Consider the following 17,921-nt stretch of genomic DNA (forward strand, 5'->3'; position numbering starts at 1 on the left):
CCGTTGCGCGGCACCGACAGGAAAGGTGGGGGCCTCCTGACGGCCACAAACGGACGGCGCAACGCCCCGCGTCTAGCGGTTGGCGTGTGCGCGTCAGTACTGCTTCTGCCCGTTCTGTGGCTACGCGGGGACGCCGGCGGCGGATCCGAGGCCACCCGGTTCGACATCAGCGGGGCACCGCACGCCGCCCTCGTGGGTGCCGGCCGGCCCGGGGGCGGGGCCCGGGCCGCGCCTGCGGCGGTGGCGCCGGCCCCGGTCGTGCGTGCGTCGGTTTCGGGGAGCGGCCTGGCCGGCCCCGACGGCTCCGCCAGCTCGGCCGGGCCGGCGGCGCCGGTCACCGAGCCGGTCACCACGGCCGCACCACCGACGACCGTGCCGGCGACGGCCACCACCACCGCGCCGACGATCGAGCCGGCCGTGGAGACGACGACCACCACCACCACCACCGTCCCACCCACCACGACCACGACCACGACCACCACCACGCCGCCGGCCGCGGCGGCCAGCGCACCCTTCCCACCGGGGGGCTCCCCGGTCCCCACCAACCTGCCGCCGTGGGGGACCGAGCGGGAGTCCGGGGTGGCGTCGTGGTACGACGCCCCCGAGCGCACGTGCGCCCACCGCACGGCACCCTTCGGCACGGTGATCCGCATCATCCGCCTTCACAACGGGGCGGTGACAACCTGCCTGGTCTACGACTGGGGCCCGGCCGACACCACCCGGATCATCGACCTGTCGCGCGACAGCTTCGAGCGCCTGGCCTACGCCGAGGCGGGGCTGATCGACGTCGTCATCGAGTGGTAGGCGCCCACCGCCCGGGGGCGCACTCCTCACCCCGACCTTCCCGGGAGCCGTGACGCTGACCGGCCGGCAGGTGCGGGACCTGCTGGCCCGTCACGGCGCACGGCCCACCAAGACCAGGGGCCAGAACTTCGTCGTCGACCCCAACACCGTCCGCCGCATGGCCCGGCTGGCGGGCGTGGGCCCGGGCGATCGCGTCGTCGAGGTAGGGGCGGGGGTCGGCTCCTTGACGCTCGCCCTGGCCGAGACGGGGGCGGCGGTCACCGCCGTCGAGGTCGACCCCCGGCTGGTGCCCGCCCTGCGGGAGACCGTTTCGGGAGCGGGCGTGACCGTCGTGGAGGCCGACGCCATGGCCCTCGACTGGGACGGCCTGCTCGGCGGTGACGAGTGGGCCATGGTCGCCAACCTGCCGTACAACATCGCCACCCCCCTGGTGGCCGACCTGCTCGACCACGTCCCGGCCGTACGCCGTATCGTGGTGATGGTCCAGCGGGAGGTGGCCGAGCGGCTGGCCGCCGGGCCCGGCGAGGAGGCCTACGGGGCGGTGTCGGTGAAGGTGGCCTACTGGGCCACGGCCAAGGTCGTGGGCCGGGTGCCGGCCACCGTCTTCTGGCCCGAGCCCAAGGTCGAGTCAGCCATCGTCGACATCCGCCGTCACGCCCGCCCGCCCGGCGGCGCTGACCGTGAGCGCATGTTCGCCTTGGTGGCCGCCGGGTTCGGCCAGCGCCGCAAGATGCTCCGGCGCTCGCTGGCCGGGCTGGTCGACGACCGGGGGTTCGAGGCTGCGGGCGTGCGCCCCGAGGCCCGGGCCGAGGAGCTCGGCCTGGCCCATTGGGAGAGACTGGCCGCATGCAGCACATCGCTCCCGCCAAGCTGACGCTGTCGCTGCGGGTCACGGGCGTCGAACCCGACGGCTACCACCTGATCGAGTCCGAGATGGTCACCGTCGACCTCGCCGACGTGGTGGACATCGTCGAAGGCGACGGGCTCGTGGTCGGCGGCCCCCACCGCCACGGAGTGCCCCCGGACGGGTCCAACCTCGTGGCCCGGGCCCTGGAGGCCGTGGGCCGCACGGCCCTCGTGCATCTCCACAAGCACATCCCCGCGGGGGCCGGCCTCGGGGGCGGGTCGGCGGACGCGGCCGCCGTGCTGCGCTGGGCGGGCTGCGACGACCTGGCGGTGGCCGCCTCCCTGGGCTCGGACGTGCCCTTCTGCCTGGTGGGCGGGCGGGCGTGGGTGACGGGCGCGGGCGAGGCGGTGGAGCCCCTGGCCTTCGAGGACCGGCGGTTCACCCTGCTCGTCCCGCCCGTGGCCGTGCCCACGGCGGCCGTGTACGGGGCCTGGGACGACCTGGGCGGCCCGACCGGTCCCAACGGCAACGACCTGGAGCCGGCCGCCCTGGCCGTCGTCCCCGAACTGGCCGAGTGGCGCGACCGCCTGGCCGAGGCCACGGGCCTGGCCCCCCGGCTGGCGGGGAGCGGGGCCACGTGGTTCGTCGAAGGCGAGTTCCCCGGTGACGGCCGGGTGGTCGTGCGGACGGTGGCCTGACTAAGTGCCTCGACGGTATGAGGCGCTAGCCGAAGACAGGGGGAACGCTACTTGCCGGCGCGGCGCTGCCAGCGGGTGGCCTTCAGCATCTTCTTGTGCTTCTTCTTGCGCATCCGCTTGCGGCGCTTCTTTATGAGCGATCCCATGTGCGGCCGTCAGGGTAGCCGCTCGGGGGCCAGGACTCGAACCTGGACCTGACAGCTCCAAAGGCTGCCGTGCTCGCCGATTACACCACCCCCGAATCTCTGGTCCGATGCTACCGGCCGCTCGCCGCCCGCCGGTCGTCCACGACCCCCGGTACGCGACCGGGCCGGGAGGGCGGTAGAAATGAGTATGGGCTTGAGGCCGCTCTGCGCGGTGGTCATGGCGGCAGGCGAGGGCAGCCGCATGAGATCGTCGCTGCCCAAGCCCCTGCACGCCGTGTGCGGGCGGCCCATCCTGCTCCATGTGCTCGACGCCCTCTCCGAGCTGCTCGTCGACCGGGCCGTGGTCGTCGTGGGCTGGGGGGCCGAGCGGGTCACCAAGACGCTCCTGGAGCACGGTCCGCCCGACCTGCCCATCGACTTCGTCGAGCAGCGGGCCCAGCGGGGCACCGGTGACGCCGTCTCGGTGGCCCTCACCGCCTTCCCCGACGACGACGAGGACGGCGACCTCATCGTGCTCCCGGGCGACACCCCGCTGGTGCGGCCGTCCACCCTCGGGGGCCTGGTGGCCGAGCACCGTTCGGGCGACGCGGCCGCCACCCTGCTCACGGCCCGCCTCGACGACCCCACGGGCTTCGGCCGCGTCATCCGGGGCAAGGACGGGCGGGTGAGCCACATCGTCGAGGAGCTCGACGCCACCGAGGCGGAGCGGGTCGTGGACGAGGTGGGCACTTCGATCTATTGCTTCCGGCGCAGCGTGCTGGCCCCCGCCCTGCGCCGGCTGAGCCCCGAGAACGCCCAGGGCGAGTACTACCTGACCGACGTGGTGGCCGTGCTCTCCCAGGTCGGTTACCCGGTGGCGGCCGTGACGGTCGACGACCCCACCGAAGCCTTGGGCGTGAACGACCGCCAGCAGCTGGCCGTGGCCGAGACCGAGCTGCGCAGGCGCATCAACCGGCGGTGGATGAAGGCGGGGGTGGCCATGACCGACCCCGACCACACCTACGTGGACGCCTCGGTCCAGCTCGGCACGGACGTGACCCTGTTGCCCGGCACCATGCTCCAGGGCCGCACGGTGGTGGGCTCGGGCGCCCGCCTCGGCCCCGACGTCCGCCTCGTCGACTGCGCGGTGGGCGAGGGGGCCAGCGTCGAGATGTCGGTGGGCTACGACGCCGAGGTCGGGCCCCATGCGGTGGTCGGCCCCTACGCCGTGCTACGGCCCGGTTCCCACGTCGTCCCGGGCGCGACCACCGGGCCGTTCTACACTGCATCTGCCAACGAGGACGAGGGCCCGGAGCGAGCGAAGCGTGACTGAAGTGGTGCAGGGGACCAAGGAGCTCACTCCCCGCAAGCGCCTCCAGCTCTTCGCCGGCCGCTCCAACCTGCCCCTGGCCGAGGACATCGCCCGCCACCTCGGGGTCGACCTAGGCGAGACCAACCTGTCGGAGTTCCCCGACGGGGAGATCCACTGCCGGTTCGGGGCGTCCATCCGGGGCTCGGACGTCTTCATCATCCAGACCCACAGCCGGCCCGTGAACAAGTCGATCATGGAGCAGCTGATCATGATCGACGCGGCCAAGCGGGCGTCGGCCAAGCGCATCACGGCCGTGTGCCCCTACTACGGCTACTCCCGCCAGGACCGCAAGTCGTCGGGCCGGGAGCCGATCACGGCCAAGCTGGTGGCCGACATGCTCTCGACCGCGGGTGCCGACCGGGTGGTCAGCCTCGACCTGCACTCGGGCCAGGTGCAGGGTTTCTTCGACGTGCCCGTCGACCACCTGACGGCCATGCCCATCCTCACCGAGTACGTGCAGGTCAACTTCGGCGACGGCGTGGTCATCGTGTCGCCCGACGCCGGTCGGGTGAAGCTCACCGAGCGGTTCGTCCGCCACCTCAACGCCGACCTGGCCATCGTGCACAAGCGGCGCACGGGCGTGGAGGTCGACGCCCTCGACGTGATCGGCAGCGTGGCCGGCCGCACCTGCATCCTCGTCGACGACCAGATCAACACCGCGGGCACGATCTGCGCGGCCGCCGAGCTGCTGGTGGCCAACGGGGCGGCCGAGGTCCACGCCATGGCCACCCACGCCATCTTCGCCGAGCCCGCCATCGACCGCCTGAAGAACTCGGTGCTGTCCCGGGTCGTCGTCACCGACACCCTCCCCATCCCCGACCACTGCCGCATCGACAAGATCGAGGTGCTGTCGGTGGCCGGCATCATCGCCGACGCCCTGGCCGCCGTCTTCGAGGACGAGTCGGTCTCGGAGATCTTCGGCGGCGAGAACCAGGCCTGACCCCGCAGTAACCTCGTCCGCCTACCCGGGGCGTGGGGGAGCACGGCGTAGCCGTGCGTTGGGGGCGCAGCCCCCCAGGCAACTAGAATGCTCTCCTTATGGCAGAAGTACAGCTGGCCGCCGAGCCGCGGCATGGGACAGGCAGTAGCGAGTCGAGGCGCCTGCGGGGGGAGGGCAAGATCCCCGCGGTCCTCTACGGCCACGGGATCGACGCTCAGGCGGTCGTCGTCGATGGGCGGGAGCTGAGGGGGGCGCTCAACCGCGAGTCCGGGCTCAACGCCCTGCTGTCGCTCCAGGTGGGCAGCACCCGCCACCTGGCCATGGCCCGCCAGCTCCAGCGCCACCCCGTGCGGGGCACGGTCAGCCACGTCGACTTCGTGATCGTGCGTCGCGACGAGATCGTTTCGATCGACGTGCCCGTGCGCCTCGAGGGCGAGGCTGTCGAGGTGTCCCGCTCGGGAGGCGTGATCGACCAGCAGCTCTTCTCGCTGGCCGTGCAGTGCACCCCGGGGGACATCCCGTCGCACATCGAGGTGGACATCTCGGGCCTGGCCGTGGGCGACGCCGTCCGGGTGGGCGACCTGACCCTGCCCGCCGGTGTGGTCACCGAGGTCGACCCCGACGAGACCGTCGTGGTGGCGTCGGCGTCCATGGTGGCCGCGGAGATCGCAGCCGAGGACGAGGCCGCCGAGGAGGCGGCCGAGGGTGCGGCCCCAGGCGGGCCCGGCGATGCGGAAGCGGCCCCTGGCGGGGCCGGCGGCGAACCCGCGGCCGAGGGGTAGCACCTGCTGCGGCCCCGGGAGGGGGAGCGGGCCGACTTGGTCGTGCTCGGCCTGGGCAACCCCGGTCCCGAGTACGAGGGCACCCGCCACAACCTGGGCGCCGACGTGGTGGCCGTGCTGGCCCGCCGCTTCGGCCTGCCCCTGCGCAAGGGCAAAGAGCGGTCGCTGGTGGCCGAGGTCCGCACCGACGGCCGCTTCTTGGTGGTCGCCTTCCCCCAGACCTACGTGAACCTCTCGGGCGAGGCGGCCGCCCGCCTGGCCCGCCGCTTCGGAGTCGAGCACGACCTCAAGCGCATCGTGGTCGTCCACGACGAGCTCGACCTGCCCGCGGGCCGGGTAAAGGTGAAAGACGGGGGCGGGACGGCCGGCCACAACGGCCTGGAGTCCGTGCGCTCCCACCTGCACACCGGGGCCTTCCTGCGGGTCCGCATCGGCATCGGCCGACCGCCCGGGCGCCAGCTGGGGGCCGACTACGTCCTGCGCCGCCCGCCCAAGGCCGAGCGGATCGACCTCGACGTGGCCGTGGAGGAGGCGGCTGACGCCGTTCTCTGCATCCTCACCGACGGCGTGGAGGCGGCCATGAACCGCTTCAACCCCGAACGCTGAGAAAACCTCGGAAAAGGAGTTGACCTGGCCCTAGGGGCCAGGTCGTACTCTCTATCCAAGGAGGTGATGACCATGGCTGATGGAGTCTCAGGTGGCTGCGGATGCGGCTGCGGGACCATGACCGTGGGTTCGACCACGGCTAGCTGCGGCTGCGGGTGTTCGTCTGACGAGCCCAAGTCGCGTGAACAGGAGATCGCCGAGCTCTCTGCGCTGAGAGACACGATCGACCAGCGCCTCAAAGAGATCGCGAGCTGACAGAACTGCGTTCGTCGCCGAGAGCGTGCCCTGCCGGGGCACGCTCTCGGCGCGTAGAGGGGCGGTAGCTTGGAGCCGGTGAGGCTGGAGGCCCTGCCCCCGCTGTTGGCCCGCCACCCCGATATCACGGGGCTGGCGGGCGCGCCTTCGGCGGTGGTGGCCGTGGCCGAACCGGCCCGGGCCTTCACCGTGGCCGGCCTGGCTCGCCTGTCGGGACGCCACCCGGTGGTGGTGGCCGTCCCCACCACGGCCGAGGCCGAGCGCCTGGCCCACGACCTGCGGGCCTACCTGGGCGGGCCCGCCGGGCCGGGCGGGCTCGACGACCCCGTCGAGGTGTTCCCGGCCTGGGAGACGCTGCCCTTCGAGCGGGTCAGTCCCGGGGTCGAGACCATGGGCCGGCGCCTACGGGCCCTGTGGCGCCTGCGCCACCCCGACCGGGAACCCAAGGTCGTGGTCGCGCCGGTGCGCGCCCTGGTCCAGCGGCTCGGTCCCCACGTCGAGGAGGTGGCGCCCGTCGCCATCGCCCCCGGCGACGTGCTCGACCCCACCGACCTGGTGGCCCGGCTGGTCAGCCTGGGTTACCGGCGCGAGTACCAGGTCGAGCACCGGGGCGAGGTGGCCCGCCGAGGCTCGATCGTCGACGTCTTCCCGTCCACGGCCGACGCCCCCGTACGCATCGACTTGTGGGGCGACGAGGTCGACCGCCTGACCCGGATAACGGTGGCCGACCAGCGTTCGGCGGCCGACGTGGAACGGGTCGAGCTGTTCCCCTGCCGGGAGGTGCTGCCCACCGGCGAGGTCAGGGACCGGGCCGCCCGGCTGGTGGCGTCCGAGCCCTGGGGCCGCGAGCAGTGGGAGCGGCTGTCCGAGGGGGCGACCTTCGACGGCATGGAGTCGTGGCTGCCGTGGCTGGCGGGCGACGACCCGGCGACCAGTGAGCACGTGCTCTTCGACCTCATCGGGCCGGGCGCCCAGGTGCTGCTCGTGGAGCCCCGGCGCATGCGCGACCGGGCCAAGGAACTGCTGGAGGAGGAGGCCGCCCTGGCCGCCTCTCTGGCCCAGACGTGGGGGGCATCACCCGATCGCGAGTGGCCCCGGCTCCACCTGCCCTTCGACCGCCTGCTGGCCCACACGCGCGCTCCGGCGTGGACGGTCGTCAACGTGGCCGAAGGCCCCGACACGGTGAACTTGGGTGCGACCGGGTGGGTGCCGGTGGCCGGGGGTGCCCAGCGGCTGGCCCACCAGGTGGGCGACCTGCTGGGCAAGGGCTTCCAGGTGGTGGTGGCGGCCGACGGCCTGGGCTCGGCTGCCCGCATCGCCTCGACCCTCTCGGACGAGGGCGTGGCCCTGCCCGTCCTGGGCCCGGGCGCCGACGTGCGGGCCGCCCCCGGGGGTTCGATCGTGGTCGAGCCCCTGGAGCGGGGGTTCGTCCTGCCCGACGTGAAGCTGGCCGTGCTGACCGAGAGCGACGTGACCGGGCGCCGCCGCCCCCACCGCCAGCCCCGGCCCCGGCGGACCGACGCCCAGGGGTTCTTCGAGGACCTCAAGGCGGGCGACTTCGTCGTCCACCACCACCACGGGGTGGGCCGCTACGGGGGCATGGTCACCCGCTCGATCGGGGGGACCGAGCGCGACTACCTGCTGCTGGAGTACCGGGGCGGCGACAAGCTCTACGTGCCCTCCGACCAGATCGACGTGATCCGCCACTACACCGGGGGGGAGACGCCGACGCTCCACCGCCTGGGCGGCTCGGACTGGCAGAAGACCCGGGCCCGGGTCCGCTCGGCCGTCAGGGAGATCGCCCAGGAACTGGTCGTGCTCTACCAGAAGCGGCTGGCCAGCCCGGGCCACGCCTTCCCCCCCGACACGCCGTGGCAGCGGGAGCTGGAGGAGGCGTTCCCCTTCCGCGAGACCCCCGACCAGCTCAAGGCCATCGCCGACGTCAAGGGAGACATGGAGGGCCCTACCCCCATGGACCGGCTGGTGTGCGGCGACGTCGGGTTCGGCAAGACCGAGGTGGCCATCCGGGCCATGTTCAAGGCCGTGCAGGACGGCAAGCAGGTGGCCGTGCTCGTCCCCACGACCCTGCTGGCCCAGCAGCACTTCCAGACGTTCTCCGAGCGTTTCGCCGGCTACCCGGTCCGCGTCGAGGTTCTGTCGCGCTTTCTGACCCCGGGCCAGGCCCGCAAGGTGGTCGGGGGGGTGACCTCGGGGGCGGTGGACGTGGTGGTCGGCACCCACCGCCTCCTGTCGGCGGACGTCAAGTTCAAGGACCTGGGGCTGCTGGTGGTCGACGAGGAGCAGCGTTTCGGAGTGACCCACAAGGAGGCCATCAAGAAGTTCAAGGCCGACGTGGACGTGCTCACCCTGACCGCCACGCCCATCCCCCGGACCCTGGAGATGAGCCTCACCGGCATCCGCGACCTGACCCTGCTCAACACCCCCCCGGCCGAGCGCCAGCCCATCCTCACCTACGTGGGGGGCTACGACGAGCGGGCCGTCACCGAGGCCATCCGGCGTGAGCTCCTGCGCGAGGGCCAGGTGTTCTTCGTCCACAACCGTGTGTACGACATCGAGAACGTGGCCGCTCGCCTGCGCGAGCTGGTGCCCGAGGCTCGCATCGCCGTGGCCCACGGCCAGATGGACGAGGCCCTGCTGGAGCGCATGGTGCTCGACTTCTGGGAGGGTGACTACGACGTGCTGGTCTGCACCACGATCATCGAGTCGGGCATCGACATGCCCACGGTGAACACGCTGGTCGTAGACCGGGCCGACCTGATGGGCCTGGGCCAGCTCCACCAGCTCCGGGGCCGGGTCGGCCGGGCCGGCCAGCGGGCCTACGCCTACCTGTTCTTCCCACCCGAGCGCCAGCTCTCCGAGGAGGCCTACGAGCGGCTGAAGACCATCGGCGAGCAGACCGAGCTGGGCTCGGGGTTCAAGATCGCCATGCGCGACCTGGAGATCCGAGGTGCCGGCAACCTGCTGGGGGCCAGCCAGTCGGGCCACATCGCGGCCGTGGGCTACGACCTCTACGTGCAGATGGTGGCCGAGGCGGTGGCCGAGCTGAAGGGCGAGCCCGCGAAGGAGCCTGCCGAGGTGCGCCTGGACGTACCCGTGGACGCCCACCTGCCTCGGGACTACGTGGCCAAGGAGGAACTGCGCCTTGAGGCCTACCGCCGGCTGGCGGCCGTCACGACCGGGGCCGAGGTCGACGACATCGCGGCCGAGTGGGCCGACCGCTACGGGCCGCCCCCCGAGCCTGCCCAGGCCCTGCTGCGGGTGGCCCGGCTGCGCTCGGAGGCCGTGCGCACCGGCCTGCGGGAGGTGACCGTGGCCCGGGACGTGGCCCGCATGGCCCCTCTCGCCCTCAAGGCCAGCCAGCGCATCCGGCTCCAGCGCCTGTTCCCCAAGGCCGTCTACAAGGAGGACCTGGGCCAGCTCGTCATCCCTGTCCGTCCCGGTCACGACGCAGCCGAGGCGCTCATCACCCTCCTGGGGGTGTTGGTCCCTCCCGAACCGCAGCCGGTACCATCGGCGGCACCGTGAACAGACGCTCGCTTGGTCCGGCCGCGCTCGCAGCCAGCGCGGCCCTGCTCCTCCTGCTCACCGCCTGTGGTTCGGTGAGCCCCTATGCCGCCCGCGTCGACGGGCAGTCGATCAGCCAGAAGGACCTCGAGGGCGAGATGAGGGCCATCGCCGCCAACGAGGCCTACGTGGCCCAGATCGAGTCCCGCCTCCCCGTCCGGGGCAGCGGGGCGGGCACGTTCGACGCCGTGTTCACCGCCCAGGTGCTGGGACGCCAGGTGCAGTACGTCCTCGTCGAGCGGGAGATCGAGCGCCGCCAGATCCGGGTCACCGAGGCCGACCTCCAAGGCGTCCGCACCGAGGTGGCCGCCCAGGCCGGCGGTGAGGAAGTGTTCAACGGCTTCTCGGCCGACTACCAGCGCACGCTCGTCGAGCGGGCGGCCAAAGTCGACGCCCTGACGGTGGCCCTGACCGGCCAGAAGGCCGGGGAGGAAGCCTACCGGGCCTTCTTCGAGGCCAACCGGGACGAGTTCGCCGAGGCGTGCGTGAGCCACATCCTGGTGACTTCCCAGGACCGGGCGGCCGAGCTGAAAGCCCGCCTCGACGGCGGCGAGTCGTTCGGGGCGGTGGCCCGGGCCGACTCCCAGGACACCCAGAGCGCGGCCCAAGACGGCGACCTGGGGTGCAACATCACCACCGAGAGCTATGCCGGCGCCCCCGAGCTCACCCGGGTCATCTTCGAGCAGCCCGTGGGCGAGGTGGCCGGGCCGGTGCAGACCCAGTTCGGGTTCCACGTGGTGCTCGTGCGGTCCCGAACCGTCCCGACCTACGAGCAGGCCTCCACCCGGGCCCGCCAGCAGGTCGTAGCCGCCGGCCTCAACATGCTCCAGGAGTGGATCACGGCGGCCGTGGCCGAGGCCGACATCGAGGTGAACCCCCGCTACGGCACGTTCGACAAGCAAGCCCTGACGGTCACGCCGCCGACCCTGCCCTCGACGACAGTCCCGGACAGCCCCCCAGTGAGCGGGATACAGCCCCTCAACCCGTGACCCCCACGGTGGTGGTCGTGGGGCTGGGCCCGGCCGGGCCCGGCTTGATGACAGGCGAGGCCGTGTCGGCGGTGGCGCGGGTAGCCGAGGCCGCCCGGTTCGTGCGGACCACCCGCCACCCGGCGGCCACGGCGGTGCCCGGGGCCGCCAGCTTCGACGCCCTCTACCAGCGGGCCGCGACCCTGGACGAGGTCTACGGGGGCATCGTCGACACCCTGGCCGAGGCGGCCGCCGACCACGGCGAGGTCGTCTACGCCGTACCGGGTTCACCCATGGTGGCCGAGCGCTCGGTCGAGCTCCTGCTGGCCGACCCCCGGGTGGAAGTGGAGGTCGTGGCCGGCCTGTCGTTCCTCGACCTGGCCTGGGCCCGGCTCGGCGTCGACCCCCTGGCCGCAGGTGTCCGGCTGGTCGACGGCCACCGCTTCGAGGTGGAGGCGGCCGGGGAACGAGGGCCGCTGCTGGTGGCCCAGTGCGACTCCCGGGGCGTGCTGTCGGCCGTCAAGCTGGCCGTCGAGGGCGAGCCGCCGCCTGGGGCCTTCGTCCTCCACCACCTGGGGCTGGCCGACGAGCGGGTGTGGGAGGTGCCCTGGGCGGAGATCGACCGCCAAGTCGAGCCCGACCACCTCACCTCGCTGTGGGTGCCCGAGCTGGCCGACCCGGTGGCCGGCGAAGTGGCCCGGTTCGCCGAGATGGTGCGCACGCTGCGCGAACGGTGCCCGTGGGACCGGGAGCAGACGCACCAGAGTCTCACCCGGCACCTGCTGGAGGAGACCTACGAGGTGCTCGACGCCATCGAGGCTCTGGAGGGCACGGGCGACTACGGGCACTTGGAGGAGGAACTGGGCGACCTGCTGTTCCAGGTCGTGTTCCACGCCACGCTGGCGGCCGAGGCCGGCCAGTTCACGCTGGCCGACGTGGCCCGGCGAGTGCACGACAAGCTCGTCACCCGCCACCCCCACGTGTTCGGGGACGTCGAAGCCGACACCCCCGGTCAGGTCATGCGTAACTGGGAGCACATCAAGCAGGCCGAGAAGGGTTCGGCCAGCCTCATGGACGGCATCGCCGGCCACCTGCCGTCGCTGCTCTACGCCCACAAGGTGCAGCGCAAGGCGGCCTCGGTGGGGATATCGGGGGCGGGCGAGAGCGAGCGGGCGCCCGTGCCGGCGGGGATCGGGGAGCGCCTGTTCGACCTGGTGGGGGAGGCCCGGGAGGCCGACGTCGACCCCGAGAGCGCCCTGCGGGCCACCTCGGTGCGCTTCCGCGACCGGTTCATGGCCATGGAGCGGCTGGCCGTGGACGCGGGCGTGGACCTGCGCCACGCCTCCCGCGAGACGGTGGCGGCCTTGTGGGAGAAGACCGGTCAGTCGTCCTGCTGATCCCGCCGGGCCCATTCGGCCGCCCCGGGGCACGTGTCCCGCGCTCGGCAGTAGCGGCACCGGGGGCACGGGGTGACCTCGGGGGGACGCAGGCCGGCCCGGACCTCGATGAGCCGGGCCACGCCCTCCTCGGTGCGCCGCAGCGCAGCCTCCAGGGTCTGGTCGGTGACGTCTTCGACCGCGAAGCTGGCCGACTCGAGGTAGTAGCTGGCCACCCGGAAGGGGGGCACGCCGATGCGCAGCGCCTGCACCAGGGCGTAGAAGCGCAGGTCGTCGAGATGGGACGGGTAGTGGCCGCCGGTCTTCAGGTCGACGAACAGGCACCGGGCCTCCGATCCCCGGGCCTGGCCCAGCACCAGGTCGATCTTGCCCGACAAGGCGACCCGCCCGCCGCACAGGTCGACCCGCACGGGCAGCTCGGTGCGAGGGTGCCACTTCGGGCGCAGGGGCGGCCAGCACTCCAGGAAGGTCGACACGGAGGTGGCCGCCCGGCCCCGGAGGTCGCCCCGTGACGGGCCCGCCAGCTCGCTCAGGAAGCTGCCCAGCGACGAACGCTCGTCGGCCTCCATCTCGGCCATGGCGTGGTCGACGAGCTCCAGGGGAGGGACCTCCCCGTCGAGGGCGACCGACAGCTGGATGGCCCGGTGGGTGACCTCACCCTCGGCCGTGGCCCCGTTCCACCCCTGCCAGTCGAGCTCGGCCAGGTAGTTGGACTCGCAGGCGTGGACCTGGGCCAGGGCACTCTTGGACACCCGCAGGGGGGCGTCGAGCGACTCGGCCAGCGGCGCCAACGACCCCTCGAGCCGGGCCCGTAGCTCGTCGCCCAGCGATCGGTCGAAGGTGGGCCGAGGCTGGTCGCGCGCCATCAGCTCGACCACCACCCGCCGCTGGGCCGGGGTGAGCGCCGCCTCCCAGTCCATGGGGGGCACGCTACCGGCCGGGTGTGACGGCCGGCTGCCTACCCCTTCTTGCGGGCCCTGGCCGTGGCCAGTGCTCCTCCGATGGCGACTGCCGCCCCGCCCATGGCCCCGAGCAGGAACACGGCGTAGCCCAGCCGGGCGAAGGGCGGCGGGGACAGGCCCTGGGAGGTGAACTGGTGGATCTGGTTACGGACGGCCAGCAGGCTCCCGGTGGCCAGCACCAGGGCCACCGGGGGTACCGCCAGGATGGCCACGCTCACCAGCCGCTCCTGGCCGGCCGTGAGCACGTGGCCCAGCAGGGTGGGCATGGCCAGCAGGGCGAGGCCCACCACGAGGTAGAGGATGGCGGGCGCCCCCAGCCCGCCGAAGGGGAACCCCAGCCGGTGGAACAGGTCGGTCTCGATGCCCGTGGGTTCGAGCTGGTCGGCCCGGATCACGAAGCCCTCGGCGACGGCCGCGATGACCTGCCCGGCGACCACCCCCACCAGCCCGGCGCCGAGCATGGCCAGCAGTCCCGCCATGCGGGCCTGGCGGCCGGTCGTCGGCACCGAGTAGTCGGCGTCGTAGGCCGTGGGCGGTCGCCCGAAGTCGGCCCGGGGAGCCCGCGGCGGCCCGTTGCGGGAGCCGGGACCACCCGGCCCCCGCCCCGCCCCCGCCCCGCCCTGCCCCGCCGGCCCCCCACCGCCCGTTCCGGTCTCGGGTGCACCCCCCGGCCCGCGCCCCCCCGGCCTCCCGCCCCCGCCCGGGCCGCCCCCGCTGGGACCGTTCGCCCCGCCGCCCGGCCCACCCCCGGGACGGTCGGCGGGACCGGAAGAGGGGTGGGCGCCCGTGCCCGCACCCGGGCCTGCGGGCGCGACCGGCGGGGGGGTGGGGCTATCGGCGTCGCCGGGCGGTTGCGGGTCTCGGGGGTCGTCCATGGCCATAGCCTGACCGCTGGCGGGGCCGGCTGTCACACACCGCTGGCATGCTGGTCGGGTGCCCGCCCCGCCACCGCCTGCCGCCACCTCGCTGGCCTTCGCCGACGCGGCCCGCCGCCTGGCCGCCGAGTGCCGGGCACGGGGCCTGGAGGTGCCCGGTTTCCGTAGTCCCCCCGGCCGCCAGGGCGCCGTCCGCACCCTGCGACGGCGGGCCGACGGAGGCGTCATCGTGGCCGTGACGGTGAGGGGGAGGCCCCTGGCCGAGGTGTTGGCCGACATGGTCGAGGGCGTGGTGGCGGCCAATGGCCTGGCCGGCCAAGCGGCGTCCGAGGCCCGGGCCGGCCTGCACTCGGCCGTCGAGCTGGGCGAGCCCGCCTGTGCCGCCTGAGCCGCCTGAGGCCCCCCTACCGCCTGAGGCCCCCGGGCCGCGTCTACCACCTGAGCCGTACCCCTCCAGGCCGCCGCCCGTACCGCCTGAGCCCGTGGCCGAGCGGGCCGTGGTCCGCCCGGTCAGGCCGTCCGAGCACCAGGCGGTCGCCGACCTGACGGTGTCGGTCTACTCCGAGGCCATGGGCGGGAGCCTGTCCCCGGCCTACCGGGCACGGCTGGCCGACGTGGCCTCCCGGGCCCGTGAGGCAGTCGTGCTGGTGGCCGTCGACCGCGACGAGCGCCTGCTCGGCAGCATCACCTACGTCCCGGGGCCGGCCAGCGGTTACGCCGAGTTCTCGGCGCCCGACGAGGCCGGGGTGCGCATGCTGGTGGTCGCCCCCGAGGCCCAGCGCCAAGGCGTGGGCACGCGGTTGGTGCAGGCCTGCGCCGACAGGGCCCGGGCCGAGGGGCGGGCCCGCATCTCCCTGCACACCACCGAGGCCCTGACCGGAGCCCGCCGGCTCTACGAGCACCTCGGCTTCCGCCGCGCCCCCGAGCGCGACCGCACCCCCGAGCCCGGGGTCTACCTTCTGGGTTACCTACTCGAACTCTGACCGGGGCGGTCCGCCGGAGGTGAGCCATGAGGGTTCTGGTGTCAGCGGCGTCGAAGCACGGCGCTACCGAGGAGATCGGGGCCGAGATCGCCCGGTCTCTCTCGGACGAGGGCTTCTCCGTCGAGGTCCAGGCTCCCGCCGAGGTCTCGTCGGTGGACGACTTCGGCGCCGTGGTGCTCGGGAGCGCGGTCTACGCCGGCCACTGGCTGGGCCCCGCCAAGGACATGGCCGAGAGGTTGTCCGGCCCGCTGCGGGCCCGGGCCGTATGGCTCTTCTCCAGCGGGCCGGTGGGAGACCCGCCTGAGCCGGCCGACGACCCCGTGGACATCGCCAAGCTGATGGCGACCACCGGCGCCCGAGGCCACCGTGTGTTCCCGGGCCGCATCGCTCGTGAAGGTCTGAGCCTGCCCGAGAGGATGGTCGTCAAGGCCCTGCGCGTCCCCGACGGCGACTTCCGCGATTGGGACGCCGTGAGGTCCTGGGCCGCAGGGATAGCCGCCGAGCTCCGCTGACCGGTGGCTGCCGGTGGTAGCCTGGCGAACGTATGTTCGAGCTGAACGAGCGGCAACGGGAGGCCGTCGAGCACGAGGGCCCGCCGCTGCTCGTGCTGGCCGGGGCGGGCACGGGCAAGACGGGCACGCTCGCCCACCGGGTGGCCCGCATCCTGGGGGCGGGAGCCGACCCCGAGCGGGTGTGCCTGCTCACGTTCAGCCGCCGGGCGGCCAACGAGCTGCTGGCCCGGGCCGGCCGGCTGTCCGATCCGGCGGCCGCCGGCCGGGTGTGGGGCGGCACGTTCCACGCCGTGGCCAACCGCGGCCTGCGCCTCCACGGCCGGGCTCTGGGCCTCGACCCCGGGTTCAGCATCCTCGACCAGTCCGACGCCACGGAGCTGTTCGGGTTGGTGCGCCACGACCTGGGCTTGGGCCACGGCGACGGTGGCACCTCGGGCGCGGGCGTTCGTGGTCATGGCCGTAGCCGCTTCCCCCGGGCCTCGACCCTGGCCTCGATATACGACCGCATGGTCAACACCGGCGAGCCCCTGGCCGCCGTGCTCGACCGCTGGTTCCCGTGGTGCGCGCCCGAAGCCGACGGCGTCCGGGCCGTGTTCGCGGGTTACACCGCCCGCAAGCGCGAGCGCCAGATGCTCGACTACGACGACCTGCTGCTGTGCTGGCGGGCGCTGGGGCCGAGGCTGGCCGGCATGTTCGACCACGTGCTCGTCGACGAGTACCAGGACACCAACGCCGTGCAGGCCGACATCCTCTCGGCCCTGTGCCCCGGCGGCCAGGGGCTCACGGCCGTGGGCGACGACGCCCAGGCCATCTACGGGTTCCGCTCGGCCTCGGCCCGCAACATCGTGGAGTTCGCCGAGCGGTTCCCGGGGGCGGCCGTCGTGCGGTTGGAGCAGAACTACCGGTCGGCCTCGCCCGTGCTGGCCGTGGCCAACGCCGTGATGGCCGAGGCCCGGGCCGAGGGCGCGGTCGCCAAGACCCTGTGGTCCCAGGTCGCCGGGGAGCGGCGCCCCCTGTTGCGGACGGTGGGCGACGAGACGGCCGAGGCCGAGGCGGTGTGCGACTCCGTGCTGGCCCTTCACGACGAGGGTGTGGCCCTGTGCGAGCAGGCCGTCCTGTTCCGGTCGGCCCACCACGCCGACCTCCTGGAGCTGGTCCTGACCCGCCGCAACATCCCCTTCGTGAAGTACGGGGGCCTGCGCTTTATCGAGGCCGCCCACGTCAAAGACCTGCTGGCCCTGCTTCGGGTGCTCGACAACCCCGCCGACGAGCTGGCTTGGTTCCGGGTGCTGCGCCTGCTCGACGGCGTCGGCCCCGCCACCGCCCGCCGGGTCATGGCCCAGCTCGGCCTCGGGCCGCTGCCGGTAAGCGACGCCGGGACCGGTGGCGCCGGGACCGGTGGCGCCGGGACCGGTGGCGACGCAGCCCCGGCCGTGGCCGCCGACCCGGTCGCAAGCCCGCTGGCCCGGCTGCTGGCGGCCGCGCCTGCCGTCCCGGCAGCCGCCACCGGTGACCTGTCGGGGCTGCGGTCCGCCCTGGCCGAGTGCGCCGACGGTGCCGGCCCCGGGGGGTCGACGCTGGCTCCGGGCGCCCAGGTGAACCGGCTGCGACGATGGCTCGATCCCGTCGTCGCCCGCATCTACGACGGGGCTGCCGCGCGCACCGCCGACCTCGAGCAACTGGAGCGGGTGGCCGCCGGCGCCAGCACCCGGGCCCGGTTCGTCAGCGACCTCACCCTCGACCCGCCTGTCTCGACGTCCGACCTGGCCGGGCCGCCCCTGCTCGACGAGGACTGGCTGGTCCTGTCGACGGTCCACTCCGCCAAGGGCGGTGAGTGGCAGGCCGTCCATGTGCTCCACGCCAGCGACGGCATGTTCCCCTCCGACCTGGCCACCGGTGACCCCGAGGGCATCGAGGAGGAGCGCCGGCTGTTCTACGTGGCGGTCACCCGCGCCCGCCAGGTGCTGGAGGTCAACGTGCCCCTGCGCTACTACCACAAGCCCTACCGCGACCGCGATGCCCACAGCTACGCCCAGCTCAGCCGTTTCCTCTCGCCGGCGGTGAGGGCCTTGATGGACGAGACCCACGTCGAGGGCCGCCTCCCGGCGGGCGCCGAGCACCCGGGATCGGGGGCCGCCGGGGGAGCGGCCGGGAGCCTGGCCGGGGTCGACCGGATGCTGGCGGCCCTCTGGTCCTGATGGGCGCTACCG

18 protein-coding genes and 1 tRNA gene are annotated in these 17,921 nt (G+C 73.6%); 15 read left to right on the top strand and 4 right to left on the bottom strand.

Annotated features, from left to right (window positions below; all coding sequences use genetic code 11):
* The first annotated feature begins 84 nt into the window (after positions 1 to 84).
* The 3 genes from AB1673_07250 to AB1673_07260 are packed head-to-tail and all read left to right on the top strand — an operon-like array spanning position 85 to position 2,349.
* Positions 85 to 804 carry a septal ring lytic transglycosylase RlpA family protein gene (locus AB1673_07250; GenBank protein MEW6153770.1) on the top strand — a complete coding sequence of 240 codons (720 nt, stop codon included), beginning with the start codon at positions 85 to 87 and terminating at the stop codon, positions 802 to 804.
* A gap of 49 nt (positions 805 to 853) precedes the next feature.
* Positions 854 to 1,678 carry a 16S rRNA (adenine(1518)-N(6)/adenine(1519)-N(6))-dimethyltransferase RsmA gene (rsmA, locus tag AB1673_07255; GenBank protein ID MEW6153771.1) on the top strand — a complete coding sequence of 275 codons (825 nt, stop codon included), beginning with the start codon at positions 854 to 856 and terminating at the stop codon, positions 1,676 to 1,678.
* Positions 1,651 to 2,349 (top strand): 4-(cytidine 5'-diphospho)-2-C-methyl-D-erythritol kinase, encoded by a 699-nt coding sequence (locus AB1673_07260; GenBank protein MEW6153772.1) that lies wholly within the window; start codon positions 1,651 to 1,653, stop codon positions 2,347 to 2,349. The genes rsmA and AB1673_07260 overlap by 28 nt, the downstream gene beginning before the upstream one ends.
* Before the next feature lie 47 nt (positions 2,350 to 2,396).
* Here AB1673_07260 and AB1673_07265 read toward each other — a convergent pair whose 3' ends face one another.
* Together AB1673_07265 and AB1673_07270 are read right to left on the bottom strand one after the other, a co-directional pair.
* A complete protein-coding gene (locus AB1673_07265; GenBank protein ID MEW6153773.1) occupies positions 2,397 to 2,495 on the bottom strand; it encodes an AURKAIP1/COX24 domain-containing protein in 99 nt (32 codons plus the stop codon).
* Positions 2,496 to 2,516: 21 nt separating this feature from the next.
* Positions 2,517 to 2,590 (bottom strand) — tRNA-Gln (locus AB1673_07270).
* A gap of 122 nt (positions 2,591 to 2,712) precedes the next feature.
* Here AB1673_07270 and AB1673_07275 point away from each other — a divergent pair.
* From AB1673_07275 to AB1673_07310, 8 genes are all read left to right on the top strand, one after another.
* The gene (locus AB1673_07275; protein MEW6153774.1) at positions 2,713 to 3,807 is read left to right on the top strand and encodes an NTP transferase domain-containing protein; all 1,095 of its coding nucleotides are present in this window, start codon (positions 2,713 to 2,715) and stop codon (positions 3,805 to 3,807) included.
* Positions 3,800 to 4,786, top strand: a complete 987-nt coding sequence (locus tag AB1673_07280) for a ribose-phosphate diphosphokinase (protein MEW6153775.1) — start codon at positions 3,800 to 3,802, stop codon at positions 4,784 to 4,786. The genes AB1673_07275 and AB1673_07280 overlap by 8 nt, the downstream gene beginning before the upstream one ends.
* A 98-nt stretch (positions 4,787 to 4,884) precedes the next feature.
* Positions 4,885 to 5,568 carry a 50S ribosomal protein L25 gene (locus tag AB1673_07285; protein ID MEW6153776.1) on the top strand — a complete coding sequence of 228 codons (684 nt, stop codon included), beginning with the start codon at positions 4,885 to 4,887 and terminating at the stop codon, positions 5,566 to 5,568.
* 36 nt (positions 5,569 to 5,604) lie between these two features.
* Positions 5,605 to 6,174, top strand: coding sequence for an aminoacyl-tRNA hydrolase (gene pth / locus AB1673_07290; GenBank protein MEW6153777.1), 570 nt, complete (start codon positions 5,605 to 5,607; stop codon positions 6,172 to 6,174).
* A 72-nt stretch (positions 6,175 to 6,246) separates the two neighbouring features.
* Positions 6,247 to 6,429 (top strand): hypothetical protein, encoded by a 183-nt coding sequence (locus AB1673_07295; protein MEW6153778.1) that lies wholly within the window; start codon positions 6,247 to 6,249, stop codon positions 6,427 to 6,429.
* Positions 6,430 to 6,507: 78 nt separating this feature from the next.
* On the top strand, positions 6,508 to 9,975 hold the full coding sequence (mfd, locus tag AB1673_07300; GenBank protein MEW6153779.1) for a transcription-repair coupling factor: 3,468 nt from the start codon (positions 6,508 to 6,510) through the stop codon (positions 9,973 to 9,975).
* The gene (locus AB1673_07305) at positions 9,972 to 11,003 is read left to right on the top strand and encodes a peptidylprolyl isomerase (protein ID MEW6153780.1); all 1,032 of its coding nucleotides are present in this window, start codon (positions 9,972 to 9,974) and stop codon (positions 11,001 to 11,003) included. The genes mfd and AB1673_07305 overlap by 4 nt, the downstream gene beginning before the upstream one ends.
* On the top strand, positions 11,000 to 12,379 hold the full coding sequence (locus tag AB1673_07310) for a MazG family protein (protein ID MEW6153781.1): 1,380 nt from the start codon (positions 11,000 to 11,002) through the stop codon (positions 12,377 to 12,379). The genes AB1673_07305 and AB1673_07310 overlap by 4 nt, the downstream gene beginning before the upstream one ends.
* Here AB1673_07310 and AB1673_07315 read toward each other — a convergent pair.
* Positions 12,364 to 13,299: a PD-(D/E)XK nuclease family protein gene (locus tag AB1673_07315; GenBank protein MEW6153782.1), complete on the bottom strand. Its 936-nt coding sequence runs from the start codon at positions 13,297 to 13,299 to the stop codon at positions 12,364 to 12,366. The genes AB1673_07310 and AB1673_07315 overlap by 16 nt on opposite strands.
* Before the next feature lie 38 nt (positions 13,300 to 13,337).
* The gene (locus AB1673_07320) at positions 13,338 to 14,216 is read right to left on the bottom strand and encodes a hypothetical protein (protein MEW6153783.1); all 879 of its coding nucleotides are present in this window, start codon (positions 14,214 to 14,216) and stop codon (positions 13,338 to 13,340) included.
* A 58-nt stretch (positions 14,217 to 14,274) separates the two neighbouring features.
* On the opposite strand from AB1673_07320, the gene AB1673_07325 reads away from it, so the two are divergent.
* The 4 genes from AB1673_07325 (at position 14,275) to AB1673_07340 (ending at position 17,909) form a co-directional block, all read left to right on the top strand.
* Complete coding sequence (locus AB1673_07325) at positions 14,275 to 14,604, top strand: hypothetical protein (GenBank protein ID MEW6153784.1); 330 nt, start codon at positions 14,275 to 14,277, stop codon at positions 14,602 to 14,604.
* Positions 14,605 to 14,698: 94 nt separating this feature from the next.
* A complete protein-coding gene (locus tag AB1673_07330; protein MEW6153785.1) occupies positions 14,699 to 15,199 on the top strand; it encodes a GNAT family N-acetyltransferase in 501 nt (166 codons plus the stop codon).
* 26 nt (positions 15,200 to 15,225) lie between these two features.
* Complete coding sequence (locus AB1673_07335; protein ID MEW6153786.1) at positions 15,226 to 15,711, top strand: flavodoxin domain-containing protein; 486 nt, start codon at positions 15,226 to 15,228, stop codon at positions 15,709 to 15,711.
* A 32-nt stretch (positions 15,712 to 15,743) separates the two neighbouring features.
* On the top strand, positions 15,744 to 17,909 hold the full coding sequence (locus AB1673_07340; GenBank protein ID MEW6153787.1) for an ATP-dependent helicase: 2,166 nt from the start codon (positions 15,744 to 15,746) through the stop codon (positions 17,907 to 17,909).
* Positions 17,910 to 17,921 lie beyond the last annotated feature (12 nt).

The sequence above is a fragment of the Actinomycetota bacterium genome (genome assembly GCA_040754375.1).
Classification (GTDB): Bacteria; Actinomycetota; Acidimicrobiia; order Acidimicrobiales; family AC-14; genus JBFMCT01.